This window comes from Nocardiopsis sp. NPDC101807 (assembly GCF_044766605.1).
Taxonomy (GTDB): Bacteria; Actinomycetota; Actinomycetes; order Streptosporangiales; family Streptosporangiaceae; genus Nocardiopsis; species Nocardiopsis tropica.
The window spans coordinates 105,897-120,766 of record NZ_JBIWMK010000005.1; the positions used below are offsets into that span (position 1 = coordinate 105,897).

General features: G+C 72.0%; 13 protein-coding genes and 1 pseudogene. 8 read left to right on the forward strand and 6 right to left on the reverse strand.

The annotated features are described in order from the left end of the window. Nucleotides 1–245: 245 nt before the first annotated feature. Nucleotides 246–1,784, forward strand: a complete 1,539-nt coding sequence (locus ACIRPH_RS16725) for a glycosyltransferase (protein WP_402915089.1) — start codon at nt 246–248, stop codon at nt 1,782–1,784. 128 nt (nt 1,785–1,912) lie between these two features. Beyond that, nucleotides 1,913–2,323 carry a DUF3817 domain-containing protein gene (locus tag ACIRPH_RS16730; protein WP_402915091.1) on the forward strand — a complete coding sequence of 137 codons (411 nt, stop codon included), beginning with the start codon at nt 1,913–1,915 and terminating at the stop codon, nt 2,321–2,323. On the opposite strand, the gene ACIRPH_RS16735 is transcribed toward ACIRPH_RS16730, so the two are convergent. The 4 genes from ACIRPH_RS16735 to ACIRPH_RS16750 all read right to left on the reverse strand — a co-directional run bounded on the left by ACIRPH_RS16735 (nt 2,299) and on the right by ACIRPH_RS16750 (nt 4,715). Beyond that, the gene (locus ACIRPH_RS16735) at nt 2,299–3,087 is read right to left on the reverse strand and encodes an SURF1 family protein (protein ID WP_402915093.1); all 789 of its coding nucleotides are present in this window, start codon (nt 3,085–3,087) and stop codon (nt 2,299–2,301) included. The genes ACIRPH_RS16730 and ACIRPH_RS16735 overlap by 25 nt on opposite strands. 357 nt (nt 3,088–3,444) lie before the next feature. Then, nucleotides 3,445–3,858 (reverse strand): PIN domain-containing protein, encoded by a 414-nt coding sequence (locus ACIRPH_RS16740; protein ID WP_402915096.1) that lies wholly within the window; start codon nt 3,856–3,858, stop codon nt 3,445–3,447. After that, entirely contained in the window at nt 3,855–4,076 is a 222-nt protein-coding gene (locus tag ACIRPH_RS16745; RefSeq protein ID WP_402915099.1) for a type II toxin-antitoxin system VapB family antitoxin, read from the reverse strand. Before ACIRPH_RS16745 ends, ACIRPH_RS16740 begins: the two co-directional genes overlap by 4 nt. Before the next feature lie 99 nt (nt 4,077–4,175). Beyond that, the gene (locus ACIRPH_RS16750) at nt 4,176–4,715 is read right to left on the reverse strand and encodes a DinB family protein (protein WP_402915996.1); all 540 of its coding nucleotides are present in this window, start codon (nt 4,713–4,715) and stop codon (nt 4,176–4,178) included. A 149-nt stretch (nt 4,716–4,864) separates the two neighbouring features. On the opposite strand from ACIRPH_RS16750, the gene ACIRPH_RS16755 reads away from it, so the two are divergent. Beyond that, nucleotides 4,865–5,632 (forward strand): alpha/beta fold hydrolase, encoded by a 768-nt coding sequence (locus tag ACIRPH_RS16755; protein WP_402915102.1) that lies wholly within the window; start codon nt 4,865–4,867, stop codon nt 5,630–5,632. 100 nt (nt 5,633–5,732) lie between these two features. On the opposite strand, the gene ACIRPH_RS16760 is transcribed toward ACIRPH_RS16755, so the two are convergent. Together ACIRPH_RS16760 and ACIRPH_RS16765 are read right to left on the reverse strand one after the other, a co-directional pair. Then, entirely contained in the window at nt 5,733–6,140 is a 408-nt protein-coding gene (locus ACIRPH_RS16760) for a VOC family protein (protein ID WP_402915105.1), read from the reverse strand. A gap of 207 nt (nt 6,141–6,347) precedes the next feature. After that, nucleotides 6,348–7,010 (reverse strand): class II aldolase/adducin family protein, encoded by a 663-nt coding sequence (locus ACIRPH_RS16765; RefSeq protein ID WP_402915108.1) that lies wholly within the window; start codon nt 7,008–7,010, stop codon nt 6,348–6,350. Nucleotides 7,011–7,332: 322 nt separating this feature from the next. Between ACIRPH_RS16765 and ACIRPH_RS16770 the strand changes: the two genes are divergently transcribed. The 5 genes and pseudogenes from ACIRPH_RS16770 to ACIRPH_RS16790 form a co-directional block, all read left to right on the forward strand. Then, nucleotides 7,333–8,859 (forward strand): aldehyde dehydrogenase family protein, encoded by a 1,527-nt coding sequence (locus ACIRPH_RS16770; protein ID WP_402915110.1) that lies wholly within the window; start codon nt 7,333–7,335, stop codon nt 8,857–8,859. Nucleotides 8,860–9,037: 178 nt separating this feature from the next. Then, on the forward strand, nt 9,038–10,609 hold the full coding sequence (locus tag ACIRPH_RS16775) for a GMC family oxidoreductase (protein ID WP_402915113.1): 1,572 nt from the start codon (nt 9,038–9,040) through the stop codon (nt 10,607–10,609). Continuing rightward, on the forward strand, nt 10,606–11,811 hold the full coding sequence (locus ACIRPH_RS16780; protein ID WP_402915115.1) for a glycine betaine/L-proline ABC transporter ATP-binding protein: 1,206 nt from the start codon (nt 10,606–10,608) through the stop codon (nt 11,809–11,811). The genes ACIRPH_RS16775 and ACIRPH_RS16780 overlap by 4 nt, the downstream gene beginning before the upstream one ends. A gap of 1 nt (nt 11,812) precedes the next feature. Further along, nucleotides 11,813–13,777 carry an ABC transporter permease gene (locus ACIRPH_RS16785; RefSeq protein ID WP_402915118.1) on the forward strand — a complete coding sequence of 655 codons (1,965 nt, stop codon included), beginning with the start codon at nt 11,813–11,815 and terminating at the stop codon, nt 13,775–13,777. A gap of 118 nt (nt 13,778–13,895) precedes the next feature. Next, nucleotides 13,896–14,801 (forward strand): annotated as a pseudogene (locus ACIRPH_RS16790) (glycine betaine ABC transporter substrate-binding protein); the annotation flags it as partial. Nucleotides 14,802–14,870 lie beyond the last annotated feature (69 nt).

A 14,870-nucleotide genomic window follows, 5' to 3' on the forward strand; every position in this document is an offset into this window, starting at 1 on the left:
GAGGATTGTCCGAGTTTTCGGGTAGCTCGGTATAAACCGGAGTGCGTACCGTGCCGCCCCGGTCCTCCTCGCAAATATCCTCTAATGGGTACCACCTCACGCAAGCCCGTGTATACGATTTGCGTGGCCTACATAGGACGCGAACCAGGGTCAACCCCTCAGTGCCGTAGGGCGTCAACCTAACGCTGGATTTGCGGGTTAATGTCGGTCCGAAAACCGATATCTCTCGGAGGGGTCCTAGGGCTGTGCGTATCGCGCGTTTCATCGGTGGCCTGTTGACCGGGTTGATCGCCCTGGTCCTCGCCGTCGCACTCTTCGTCTACTGGTTCGCCTTCGCCGCGGACATGGCGGCCGCCGCGGGGCTGGGCGCGTTCGGCTACGTGTTCCTGTGGCTGGCGTTCGGCGCCAACCTCCTCCTGTGGACCGCCGCCGGCCTCCTGCGCCTGGGCGAGGACTCGGTCCGCGCGGTGGTGCGGCCGCGCGCCCGCCGGGACCGGGCGGTCGGGGCCGCGCCGCCGGAGCGGGTCCTGGTCGGCGCGGGCGCCTCCGAGGGGGGCGCCCCCGACTCCGGTCCCCCCGGACCGGGCGGCCCCCTCCGCCCGGCGGGGCGCCGCGACCCCGGGCGGCCCGGGGCCGCGCCGGGCGACGACCCCGGTATCTCCCTGGCGGTCGTCATCCCCGCGCACAACGAGGAACCCGTCATCCACGCGGCCATCGGATCGGCGCTGAGCCTGTTCGACCGCTGGGACGTCTACGTGGTCTCGGACTCCTCCAAGGACGCCACGGCGGAGATCGCCGCCAGGACCGGCGTCAACGTGCTCGAACTGCTCACCAACCGGGGCAAGGCCGGTGCCATCGAGGCGGTCATCGAGGAGTTCTCCCTGACCGAGAACTACGGCGGGGTCCTCATCCTGGACGCCGACACCGAGCTCGACCCGGGGTACGTGGAGGGCGCCAGGCGCCAGCTGGAGGACCCGTCGGTCGCCGCCGTCGCGGGCTTCGTCGTCTCGGAGTGGAAGCCGCAGGAGCGGACCCTCGTCGGCAGGACCATCTCCGCCTACCGGGACCGCCTGTACTTCATGCTCCAGTACCTCATGCGGTTCGGGCAGACCTGGCGGCACGCCAACACGGCGTTCATCGTGCCGGGCTTCGCCAGCGTCTACCGCAGCGAGGCTCTGCGGGAGATCGACGTCAACCCCCCGGGGCTGGTGATCGAGGACTTCAACATGACCTTCGAGGTCCACCACAAGCGCCTCGGACGCATCTCGATGAACCCCGACACCAAGGCCTACAGCCAGGACCCCTTCACGTTCGGGGACTACTACAAGCAGGTCGGCCGGTGGACGCTCGGCTTCTGGCAGACCATCCGCAGGCACGGGGTCTGGCCGAGCGTCTTCTGGGCGTTCCTCGCGCTCTACGTCGTCGAGGTCGTGCTGGTCTCCCTGGTCCTGCTGCTCACCGCGCTGCTCGGGGTGTTCGTGCTCGTGGGAACGCTCGGCGGTGAGCCCTTCGGGACGCTGCCGTTCTTCGGAGAGGCCTTCACGGCGGTGTCGGCGCTCCTGCCGCTGACGGCTCTCGCGATCGGCCTCTTCGTCCCGGACTACATGCTCACCTGCCTGCTGACCGTGATCCGGCGGCGGCCGTCCTACCTGCTGTACGGCCTGTTCTTCTTCCCCATCAGGCTGGTGGACGCCTACCTGTCGCTGCGCATGGTCTCCAAGGCGTGGACCACCGACTCCGACGGCCGGTGGAGCAGCCCGGACCGCACGTCCAACAAGAGCTGACCTGCGGCGATGTGAGATTGTCCGGCCTCGCCCACCCCGGGGGCCCGTGGCCGCGGACAGCGTTTAGCCTCGAGGAGGGACCCCGACCCTCCTCGGGGCGGAAGTCTGACGAAGCGTGTGAGGTAGCGGTGGACAAGAGGCGTGTGTCGTTCGGGCTGTACAGGGTGCTCGCGTACGTGACCGGCGTTTTCCTGATCGGGCTGACCTTCGTGGCCATGCCCGCCAAGTACCTGGTCGGTGAGACGGCCCGCTTCTCCCTGATGCCGGCGCCGCAGGGGCTGGAGCACTGGTTCGGCCCGGAGTCGCCGCTGATGCTCTTCATTGCCATGCCGCACGGCTACATCTACATGGTGTACGTGTTCGCGGTGCTGTGGGTCGCGCTGGACCGGCGCTGGAGCGCCGCCCGCACCCTCGGCGTGGCCCTGGCCGGCACCGTCCCCGTGGTCGGGTTCGTCGTCGAGCACAAGATCGTCAGGTCCGAGCAGGCCAAGGAGGCCGCCGCGGGCGAGCGGGATCAGGAGCCCGCGACCGCCGGCTGAGCCTCCTGCTCCTCCCCGTCGGAGGCCCGTTCCCGCCGGGAGCGGGCCTCCGCCAGTTCCCGGCGCACGAGGATGAACCAGAAGACCACGGCGGAGACGCCGAACATCGCCCACTGCACCGTGTAGCTGAGGCTGCGCCAGTTGACCTCGACCTCGGTGGGCGGCTCGGGCGGCGGCACCGGGACGAGGGAGTCCGTGGCCGGGTCCTGCCCCGGCAGGGTGACGTAGCCCTCGTAGAGGGGGTGGTCCCACTCCTGGACCAGGACGGACGCCGCGATGCGCTCGACCTGCCCCTCGGACACCTCGACGGGGACGACCCCCTCGGCCCCGACGGGCGGCAGCAGCCAGCCCGTGACGGTGACCTCGCCGCCGGGCGCTTCGGGGACGTCCTGCCCCTCCTCGGCCCAGCCCCGGTTGACGGTGACGGCGCTGCCGTCCGAGGTGACCAGCGGCAGGATGACGTCGTGCCCCAGGACCCCGTCCACGACCCGGGGCACCAGGAGCTGCTCGGCCGTGTCGTAGCGGCCCGTGGCCTCGACCGCCTGGTTCGCGAAGGAGTCCGGGTGCATGTACGCGCCGGGTTCCAGCAGGTCCTCGACGGGCCGCGCGGAGGCCAGGTCCTCGACCGGGTTGGTGATCACCTCCCGGTCGGGCTCGAAGGCGCGGACGAACTGCCACGAGGTGCCGGTGGCGCACACCAGGACGACCAGCAGGGCGACCAGGTGGATGCCGAGCCAGCGAGGGCTGAGGAGCGGAGATCTCACCGGTCCAGGCTATGCGCGGCCTCCGGGTCGGCCGTCATGACCCCTGGTTGACGATGCCCCGGCCCCCTTGGGCTGCGGCCTGCCCAGCAATGACGATCACTTTAAGTAGTTTCTCGTGACTGAGGGTTGTTCTTCGAGGTTGCGGTGGGTAGTGTCGTCATCAACGCGGAACGACAGGATCGATCCGCGGCAGACCTTACAGGCCGCGACTCCCGGGGGGAGGAGTCGCTGGCCGCTTCCCAGGCGAGGGTCGCTTCCGTACTTTGAGGGGGGATGCGGGAGCGACCCTCGCCACCTTTCTTCCGGGGCGGGACCGCCGATCGGCGGTCCCGCCCCGTCGCGTGTCGGCGGCCGGTCTCAGGGTGTGTTCCGGACGGATCGCTCGCGCAGGTCGGTGAGGTGGTGTGCCGCCGTCGCGAAGTCGTTGTCGTCGTGCAGGACGACGAGACCGTGGTGCGCCGCCGTCGCGGCGACGAGCAGGTCCACCGAGGACATCGCCCGGTGCGCGCCGCCCCGGAGGAGCCGGTACTGCGCGGACTCCACCCACTGCCAGGCGCTCTTCGGCGTGGGCACGTCCGGGTGCAGGATCCCGAACATCTCGTTGAACTGCTCGTACTCGTCGAGATTGCGTGCGGAGCGGCGGAATTCCGTACGTTGGACGGCACAGGACCCCACCGCCCCCTCGACGACGACGTCGCGCCAGGCGTCCCGGTGTTTCGGGTCCCTCAGGATCCGCCACAGGGCGGACGAGTCGATCAGGTACCTGATCACTCCCCGCCCCCCTTCTCCGCGGAGCGCCTCTTCTGCCAGCTCTCGTAGTCCCAGTCCTGTGAGAGGGCGGAGAAGTGCTCCAGGGCGGCTATGCGGCGGTGTCTGGCCGCGTATTCCCTGAGGGCGAGGTTGACCGTCTCCTTCTTGGTCGAGGCGCCGGAGAGTCTCATGGCCTCACGCAGGGCCTCGTCGTCGATGTCGACCTGGGTCAGGCTCATGTCGGACTCCGTTTCATGGTGATGTACATGTTGAGCATAGACCATGTACATCACCATGAAAGGGCGTGTCGCGTGTCCGCGGCCGGTTGGGGCCGGGGGTCAGCCCATGGTCTTCTGGCCGTCCAGGCCCTCGCGGACGATGTCGGCGTGGCCGCAGTGCTGCGCGGTCTCGCGGATGATGTGCAGCAGCACGTCGCGGGCCGACCATGAGGCCCCCTCCGGGAACCACGGCGCGCTCGGGAGCGGGTGCGAGACCTCCAGGTCGGGCAGGTCGGCCACCAGCCGCTCCGTCTCCCCGGCCGCCCGCTCGTAGTCCTCCAGGACGCCGGCGAGGGTCTCGCCGTCCAGCAGCCGGAAGCTGTCCGCGTGCTCCTGCCAGGTGGACGGGTCCTCGTAGTCCACCTCCGTCGGCGCGGGGCCGTTCCGGATGAAGTCGACCCAGCTGCGCTCCGTCGACACCACGTGCTTGAGCAGCCCCCCGAGGGTCAGCTCGCTCACCGTGGTGCGGCGCGCCGCCTGCTCGTCGTCCAGCCCCCGGAGGGCGAAGCGCAGGAAGTCGCGCTGCTCCCCCAGGGTGCGCAGGAGGGACGCGCGCTCGGCGTCCAGGACCGTCTTCGTCGCCGTCACCATCATGACCACCGCTTTCCGTAGCACCGGAGCTCGTGGTCATCACCCTAGGAACCATGGAGGTCAAGTACTGTCCTCCACTTGCCGCGGTAGGCGGGGGCTTTCCTGGGCCCCTCGGGAGGACACCGGATAACCTGGCGTTCTGGCGACCCGGAGGTTCCATGGCCCTGATCCCGCTCCAGTACCGAATCGACGGCCCCAGGCACGCGCCCGTCGTCCTGCTCGTGCCGCCCTTCGGCACGACGATGTCGGTCTGGGAGCCGCAGATGCCGGAGCTCACCCGCGACCTCCAGGTCCTGCGGGTCAACCACCGCGGCCACGGCTCCTCACCGGCCCCGGCGGGGCCCTGCACGGTGGCGGACCTGGCCCTGGACCTGCTCGGCCTCCTCGAGGACAGGGGCTTCCCACGGGTGTCGGCCGTCGGCGCGGGGCTGGGGTCCGCGCTGCTGGTGTGGATCGCGGCGAACTCCCCGCGGAGCCTGGACCGCCTGGCGCTGCTCGCGCCGGCCCCGCGCACGCCCGTCATGCACAGGTGGGACCGGATCGCCTCACGGGTGCGGGAGGTCGGCCTGGAGTCGGTGGCCGCCGACGTCATGCGGCCGTGGTTCACCCCCGACATGGCCGAGGACCGCCCCGAGGTCGTGGCCAGGTTCACCGAGGACTTCGGCCGGCTCGACCCCGGCGGGTTCGCCTCGGTGTGCGACGCGGTCGCGAAGCTGGACCAGCGCCACCTGGCCTCCGCCGTGCGGGTGCCCACCCTGGTCGTGTCGGCCGCCCACGACCCGCTGCTGCCCCCGGGCCACGGGCGCAGGCTCGCCGACGGGCTCGCAGACGCCCGGTTCGAGGTGGTCCCCGGAGCCGCGCACCTCCTGGGGGTGGAGCGCGCGGACCGGGTCAACGAGCTGCTGACGGAGCACATCGTCCGCTGAGGGGGCGGGCCGGCAGCCCCCGAGGGGCCGGTCCGGCGCCGCACGCCGGTCGCGGGTCCGGTTCCGGCGGACGCCGTTCCCGGGGGACCGGCGTCCGGGGTCAGAGCGCCAGGTCGGGCAGGAGCGGCTGGTTGATCTCCAGCAGGTAGCCGTCGGGGTCGCGGAAGTGCGCCGCGCGGACGCCCCAGGCCGTCCAGTCCCGCGGTTCCATCGCCTGGCGGGCGCCGTCCGCGACCAGCTTGGCGGCGGTCGTGTCGACGTCGTCCACCTCGAAGATCACCGCGATCCGGTCCTGGTGGGGGAGGGCGGGGTCGGCGGTGTCGGTCTCCAGGGCCTCGGCCATCACCTCGCGCTGGTTGATGGCGAGCCGGGTCCCCGACTCCACGTCGAACTCGGCGTAGCGGCTGGTCTCGTCCCCTCGGAGGACGGGGAGCCTGAGGACCTCGGAGTAGAAGTGGAAACAGGCCTCGTAGTCGTTGACGAGGAGCCTGATGTAGCTGCAGCGCATGGAGCCTCCCACCGGCCGGGGTTGGTCGTCCCCACCATTGTGGCGTTTCCGGGCGGCATGTCACGGAGTATCCGCACCGGGTTCGCGTGGGCCCGGTCACGGCGCGGCCCCGCCGAAGCGGCGACAGGACCGGCTCCGGCGGCCGATGCGCACCGTCCCCCCAGGGGGTCCGGTCCCGGCGACGGCGGTGCCCGGAGGGCGCGGCGGCTACCAGACGTCGGGGCCGGCCCACCCGTAGGCGTCGCGTCGGCGCACCTGGGCGAGCTCGTCCTCGGAGAGCACACGGGGCTCGCCGATCCGGCGGGCCCTGACGTAGGCGGCGCACAGCCAGTCGAGGAGTCGGAGGTTCTCCAGGGCGTGCGCCAGGTCGCGGCCCAGGGCGAGCCCGCCGTGGTCGGCCAGGAGGGCGGCGTCGCGGCCCTTGAGCGCCTTGGCCGCGAGGTCGCCGATCTCGCCGCTGCCGTAGGTCGTGTAGGGGGTCACGGTGATCGCCCCGCCCAGGGCGGCGGCGCGGTGGTGGATCGGCGGCAGTTCCGCGAGCACGGAGGACACGGCGACGGTGTCGGCGGTGAACGCGTTCACGACGGCCGTCACGTCGCGCCCGCCCTCGGCGGCGCGGCGGTGGACGCCGATGTGCAGGGTGGCCTCGGCCGCGGGGTCGCGGCGCCCCTCCAGGACCCGGTCGTCGAGCGACATCACCGGGCAGTCGGCGGGCTGGATCCGGTCGAGGGGGACTCCGTGGGGGGTGACCACGACGAGGTCGCCGCTGCGGACGCTGACGGTTCCCGCCTCCCCGGGGGCGGTGCCGGAACCGCCGGCGAGGGCGCGGGCGGTCAGGCAGACGTCGCGGCGTTCCTGTTCGAGCAGCATGCTTCCTCACGGGTTGCGCGGTGGGGCGCGGCTCCGGTGCGGGCCGTGTCGTGAGAGCGCCGAAGTGCGGACGAACCCACTTAGGTACACCTCAATGTACGTCAAAGACTGTGGCCGGTATTCCCCAGGTCCGGGTGTTCGTCGCGAGGACTGCCGTCACGCGGCGTAGTTACTTGCCTGTGGGTGGCGCGAGGCGTGCCGACGGCCGTCCCCGAAGGCTGGGGAGTTCTTCCAGCCCAGTCGGGGGTGTAGGGGCGTGGTGACGTGTGCGTCTTATGAGACGAGGCAGTTTGTGAGTACGCATCTTGGGCAAACCGGATCCGTGAACGAACCCTACGTAACCTTGCCTTCCGTGCCGTACCTGTCCGAACCGGGCTCGGCGACGGCCACGAGCCTGTACATCGACGGCGAGTGGCGCGCGGCGCGGAACGGCCGGGTCCGGGAGGTCCTGGACCCGGCGGACGCCTCCGTCCTGACCATCGTCAGCGAGGCCGGCCGGGCCGACGCCGAGGACGCCATCGCCGCCGCGCGGCGCGCCTTCGACACGGGGGAGTGGCGCCGCACCACGGCAGGGGAGCGGGGGCGCGTCCTCGACCGCATCGCCGACCTCCTCCAGCGCGACCGCGCGGAGATCGCGGTCATGGAGTCGCTCGACACCGGCAAGACCATCGAGGAGGGCGGGATCGACGTCGACGACGTCACCGCCGTCTTCCGCTACTACGCCGGACTCGCGGACAAGAACGCGGGCCGCCTCGTCTCCGCGCCCGAGGGGGTGCACAGCAAGGTCGTCCACGAGCCCGTCGGCGTCTGCGGCATGATCACCCCCTGGAACTACCCGCTGCTCCAGCTCTCCTGGAAGATGGCCCCCGCCCTCGCCGCGGGCAACACCATGGTGGTCAAGCCCAGCGAGATCACCCCCGTCACCACCGCCAAGCTGGTCGAGCTCACGACCGAGGCGGGCGTCCCCCCGGGCGTGGTCAACCTGGTCACGGGGAGCGGCCCCGACGCGGGCGCACCGCTCTCCGAGCACCCCGACGTGGACCTCGTCTCCTTCACCGGCGGCCTGGCCACCGGCAGGCGGGTCATGGCGGCGGCCTCCGGGACCGTCAAGAAGATCGCCCTCGAACTGGGCGGCAAGAACCCCAACATCGTCTTCCCGGACGTCGACCTCGACACCGCCGTGGACTACGCGCTCAGCGCCGCGTTCTTCCACTCCGGGCAGGTGTGCTCCGCCGGCGCGCGGCTCATCGTGCACAACACGATCCACGACGCCTTCACCGCCGAGCTGGCCCGCCGGGCCGAGGCCATCCGCATCGGCCGGGGACAGGACGAGGGGGTGCGCTGCGGCCCGCTGGTGTCGGCCGAGCACCGCGCCAAGGTCGAGGCCGCCGTCGCGCGCGGTGTCGAGGAGGGCGCCAGGATCATCGCCGGGGGCAGGCGGCCCGACGACCCCGGGCTCGCCGACGGCTACTTCTACCGGCCCACCGTGTTCGTGGACTGCGACAGGTCCATGGACATCGTCCAGACCGAGGTGTTCGGCCCGGTCGTCACCGTGGAGCGGTTCGAGACGGAGGCCCAGGCGGTCGAGCTCGGCAACGACACCGACTACGGGCTCTCCGGGGGCGTGTGGACCGGTGACACCGCCCGCGGCGAGCGCGTCGCCGCGGCCCTGCGCCACGGCACCGTCTGGATCAACGACTACGGCCCCTACTTCCCCGGAGCCGAGTGGGGCGGTTTCGGCCGCAGCGGCGTCGGCCGGGAGCTGGGTCCGGCCGGCCTGGACGAGTACCGCGAGGCCAAGCACATCTACCGCAACCTGGCGCCCGAACCGCAGCGCTGGTTCGGCTGAGGCGCCCCTGCCCCGGCCCCCCGGGGCGCCCGACGCCCGCCGGCGCCGTTCCGTCCTCGGCGCCGGCGGGCCCCACCCCCGCAGAGCTGTCCCGCCCCGCGTCCGCACGACGACGGAACCCGCACGGGTCGGTTTCCCCGGCATCCCCCGGGCCAGAGACAACGAGAGGAATCGGACCGTGGCCACAGAGACCACCTACGACTACGTGATCGTCGGCGGAGGCACGGCGGGCTCGGTGATCGCCAACCGCCTCACCGAGGACCCCGGCACCACCGTGTGCCTCATCGAGGGCGGTCCCGACGACCGCGACCTGGACCACGTGCTCCGGCTCCGCGACTGGCTGAGCGTCCTCGGCGGCGACCTCGACATGCGGTACACGACCGTCGAGCAGCCGCGCGGCAACTCCCACATCCTGCACTCCCGGGCCCGCGTGCTCGGCGGGTGCTCCTCGCACAACACGCTCATCAGCTTCCGGCCCTTCGCCGAGGACCTGGACGACTGGGTCGCGGCGGGCGCCGAGGGCTGGGACAACGCCACCGTGCAGTCCTACGCCGACCGCATCAGGTGCAACATCGTCCCGATCGCCGAGAAGGACCGCAACGCCATGGTCCGGGACTGGGTCGCCTCGGCCGCCGAGGCCGCGGACGTCCCGGTCGTCGAGGACTTCAACGCGCTCACCTCCCACGGCGGCGGCTTCGCCGAGGGCGCGGGGTTCCTGTCCATCGCCTACGACCCCTACACCGGCCACCGCTCGTCGGCGTCGGTGGCCTACCTGCACCCGATCATGGACGTGCGGGAGAACCTCACCGTCATGCTGGAGACCTGGGTCGACCGGCTGATCCTCGACGGCGACCGCGCCACCGGGGTCCGCGCCGCCGCCGCGGACGGCACGCGCCTCACCGTGAACGCCCGCCGCGAGGTCGTCCTGTGCGCCGGGGCGGTCGACACGCCACGCCTGCTCATGCTCTCCGGGATCGGCAACGCCGAGGAGCTGCGCGCCGTCGGGGTCGAACCCGTCCACGACCTGCCCGGCGTGGGAGAGAACCTCCTCGACCACCCCGAGTCGATCATCATGTGGGAGACCGACCGGCCGGTCCCGCAGAACACGGTGATGCACTCGGACGCGGCCCTGTTCGTGCGGCGCGACGACGGCGACCCGCGTCCGGACCTGATGTTCCACATCTACCAGATCCCCTTCGACGACAACACGAAGCGGCTGGGCTACGAGTCGCCGCCCGACGGCTGGGCGGTGTGCATGACGCCGAACGTCCCCCGCTCGCGCTCGCGCGGCAAGCTCTCCCTCACCAGCGCGGACCCCGCGGTCCCGCCCGCCCTGGACTTCCGGTACTTCACCGACCCCGAGGGATACGACGAGAAGACCATCGTGGACGGCCTGAGGATCGCCCGCGAGGTGGCCGCCGCGGAGCCGTTCCGCTCCTGGATCAGACGCGAGGTCGCCCCCGGCCCCGCCGTCACGACCGACGAGGAGCTGTCCGAGTACGGCCGCCGCGCGGCCCACACCGTCTACCACCCCGCGGGAACGTGCCGCATGGGAGCGGCCTCCGACGACACCGCCGTGGTCGACCCGCGCCTGCGCGTCCGGGGGCTGCGCGGACTGCGCGTCGCCGACGCCTCGGTGTTCCCGACCCTCCCCACCCCCAACCCCATGGTCATGGTCCTGGCGCTCGGGGAGCGGGCCGCCGACCTGATCCGGCAGGACGGGCGGGCCGGGGAAGGGGAGGGCCGATGAGCACGCGGGCGGAGGAGGCGGCCGTCCCGCCGGAGGGCGCCCCCGACACCACCTTCTCGGTGCGCCACCTGTGGAAGATCTTCGGCAAGAACGCCGACAGCGTCATCGGCACGGACCTGGAGCACGCGGACCGCGACCGCGTCAAGGACGAGACGGGCTGCACCGTGGCGGTGCGCGACGTCTCCTTCGACGTGCGGACCGGGGAGACCTTCGTGGTCATGGGCCTGTCCGGCTCCGGCAAGTCCACGCTGATCCGGTGCCTGACCCGGCTGATCGAGCCCACCTCCGGGCAGGTGCTCCTCGACGGCGAGGACATCGGGGAGGCGGGACCGCAGCGGCTGCGCGAGCTGCGCCGCCACAGGATGGCGATGGTCTTCCAGCACTTCGGGCTGCTGCCCAACCGCAGGATCATCGACAACGTGGCCTACGGCCTGGAGGTGCGGGGCATGCCGCGCCCCGACCGCTACGCGCGGGCCCGCGAGATGATCGACATGGTCGGCCTGGGGGGCTACGAGAACTCCCGGCCCGGCGAACTCTCCGGCGGTATGCAGCAGCGGGTCGGCCTGGCCCGCGCGCTCGCCGTCGACCCGCAGGTCCTGCTGTTCGACGAGCCCTTCAGCGCCCTGGACCCGCTGATCCGCCGGGACATGCAGAACGAGGTCGTGCGCCTCCAGCGGGAGCTGGACAAGACCTCGGTGTTCATCACCCACGACCTCCAGGAGGCGCTCAAGCTGGGCGACCGCATCGCCATCATGCGCGACGGCGAGCTCGTCCAGGTCGGCACCCCGGAGGAGGTGGTGGGGCGCCCCGCCAACGCCTACGTCGCCGACTTCACCGCCGACGTCGCCCGCACCACCGTGCTGACGGCCCGGTGGCTGGTGCGCGAGCCCTTCCCGGGGGAGCGCACGGACGGACCGGCCACGGAACCCGGCACCGTTCTGGCGGAGGTCCTGCCGATGCTCGCCGCGAGCACCGCGCCGGTCCGGGTCGTGGAGGGCGACACCCTCCTGGGCTACGTGGGCCGGGACGACGTGCTGCGCGCCATCGCGGAGGACCAGCTGGAGAACGCCGCGGCGGCCGCCGCCATCGAGGGGGAGACGTCGGAGGAGCTGTCCGAGGGGGCCACCGACCCGGCGTCGGCGAGCCACGTCGCGGACCTCGGCGGCGACGGCGGGCCGGGCGCGGCCGGGAGCGGTGGGTGACATGGCCGCCGTGACCCGTCCCGCCGCCGGCGCGGGGAAGGCCGCCCCGGGCGGTGCCGGGCGAGGAGGGCCCTCCCTCCTGCGGAACACGTGGGCGCAGGCCGCCGCGGTCGTCGCCGTCCTCGTGGCCGGGTACTGGGCGACCCGGGCGCTGGGCGGCCCCGCGTGGGCGGGCCCCTTCCCGACCGTCGTCGGGGACGCCTTCATGGCGTGGCTCGACGGCGTGTACGGGTGGATCGTCGTCAACCGCAACGACAGCCCGCTGTTCCTGTACTTCCTCAACTACGTGTCCGTGGGGCTGGGGTCGGCCGTCGTGCTGATCGACCAGTTCCTCGACTTCCTCACCTGGCCGGGCGTGACGGTCCTCGGAGTGCTCACCGCCTGGCGGGTCGCCGGGTGGCGCGTGGCGCTCCTGGTGCTCGCCGCCTTCGGGGTGTTCGCGCTGACCGGGCTGTGGAACGAATCGATGACCACCCTGGCGCTGATCATCACGTCGGTGTTCATCGCCCTGCTGTTCGGCATCCCGCTCGGCATCCTGGCGGGCCGCAGCGACCGGTTCCACCGGGGCGTCCGCCCGGTGCTGGACTTCATGCAGATCATGCCCGCGTTCGCGTACCTGCTGCCGTTCGTGCTGCTGTTCGGCATCGGCAACCCGGCCGCGGCCGTGGTGACCGCCGTGTACGCGTTCCCGCCGGTGGTCCGGATTACGGCGCTGGCGATCCGCGAGGTGCCCGGGGGCGCGGTCGAGGCGACCACGTCGCTGGGGTCCACACCGTGGCAGGTCCTCACCAAGGTGCAACTGCCCCTGGCCAGGCGCACCATCCTGCTCGGCGTCAACCAGACCATCATGCTCGCCGTGTCCATGGTCGTCATCGCGTCGGTCATCGGCGCGGGCGGTCTGGGAGACGCGATCTACCAGGCGCTCTCCAAGGTGAACGTCGGCCAGGCGTTCCAGGCGGGCCTGGCGATCGTCATGCTCGCCATCGCCCTGGACCGTGTGACGGGCGCGGTCGGCCACGGCGCGCGCGCCCCGGAGGTCCCCGAGCGGCTCCGTCCGCTCCTCCTCGGCGGCGGGCTCGCGCTGACGGTCGCCGTGGTCGCCGTCGCGCGGCTCATGGGCGTGCGCGGGTGGCCGCGCGAGGCCGCGGTCGACGTCGCGGCCCCGGTCAACGCCGCCTACGAGGCCGTCCAGGCGACGATCGGTCCGGCCACCGCCGCGCTGGGGACGTGGACCCTCGACTGGGTCCTGGGCCCGCTGGGCGCGCTCCTGACGGGGTCGCCCTGGTGGCTGGTGACGCTCGCCGCGGCGGCCCTGGCGTGGATCTTCTCCGGCTTCGGGGCGGGCGTCGTGTCCGGCCTGGCCTTCGTGGTGGTCGGCCTGCTGGGCGTGTGGAACAACGCCATGGACACGCTCTCGCAGGTGCTGGTGGCGTCCGCCCTGACCATCGCGCTCGGCGTGGTGATCGGCGTGCTGATGTCCCGCAGCGACCTGTTCGCCGTGATCCTCAAGCCGGTCCTCGACGCCATGCAGACCCTGCCGCCGTTCGTCTACCTGATCCCGGCGGTGGCGCTGTTCACGATCGGCCGCGTCCCGGCCCTGGTGGCGGCGGTCGTCTTCGCCCTGCCGCCGGTGATCCGCCTGGTCGACGACGGCATCCGGGGCGTACCCGCCCCGACCCTGGAGGCGGCCCGCTCCCAGGGGTCCACCAGGTGGCAGCTCCTCACGAAGGTGGAGCTGCCCATGGCGCGCGGCTCGATGCTGCTCGCCGTCAACCAGGGGATCATCCTGGTGCTGTCCATGGTGGTCATGGGCGCCCTCGTCGGGGCCGGTTCGCTCGGCTTCGACGTGGTGTTCGGCCTGGCGCAGAACCAGCTCGGCCTCGGCCTGGCGTCCGGGCTGGCGATCGTCTGCCTGGGCCTGTTCCTGGACCGCCTGACGCAGGGAAGGAGGACACCCCGTGCCTAGACAGGAGCCCCGGGGCCCGCTCGCCGCCCGTGTCCGGGAGCTGTTCGGGACGGGAGCCCGCACCGCTTCCCGGTCCGCTCGGCGGGGACCGGGCGCGCCGCGCCGCGCCTCCCTCCTCGTGAGGGGGATCGCGGTCGGCCTCGCCCTGGCCGCGACGGGTTCGTGCGCGGTGCGCACCGACCAGATCGCCCGGGACCCGGGCGTCGTCCGCATGGCCCTCAACGGCTGGGTGGGCTACGAGGCCAGCGCCGAGGTGCTGGCGTACATCCTCCGCGAGGAGATGGGCTACGACGTCCAGCTGGTCCGGACGGACGAGCAGCCGTCGTGGCAGGCCCTGGACCAGGGCGTGTTGGACGTGATCGTCGAGAACTGGGGCCACGAGGACCTCATGGACCTCTACGGGCCCGACGGCAACGGCACCGTGGTCGACGGCGGTCCCAACGGCAACGTCGGCGGCATCGGCTGGTACGTCCCCGGCTACGTGGTGGACGAGTACCCCGAGATCGCTGCCGTCGACGGGCTGAAGGAGCACACGGACCTCTTCCGGACCGCCGAGACCGGGGACCGGGGGGAGTTCCTGGGCGGGGCCCCCGGGTTCGTCACCCAGGACCAGGGGATGATCAACGCCTTCGGCCTGGACCTGGAGATCGTCTTCGCGGGATCGGAGGCCTCGCAGATCACCGAGGTCCGGCGGCGCTACGCCGAGGAGGAGCCCGTGCTCTTCTACTTCTACGACCCGCAGTGGCTCCAGGAGGAGCTGGAACTGGTCCGCGTCGACTTCCCCGCGTGGGAGCCCGGGTGCGACGAGGACCTGGAGTGGGTGCCCTGCGACTACCCGGTCTACGACATGAACAAGATCTTCCGGACCGGGTTCGTGGAGGCGGACGAGCCCTCCTACCAGTTCCTCGACAACTGGACGTGGACCAACGGGCAGCAGAACGAGGTCGCCCGGATGATCGCCGAGGAGGGGCTCGACCCCACCGAGGCCGCCGGTCTGTTGTTGCTGGGTACCGGCGAGGGGTGGTTCCCGTGCCTCCGGTGGGGCGGGGCGGCCCGCTGCCCGCCGGGCGCCGGGCCCCCGGGGGGGGGGGGG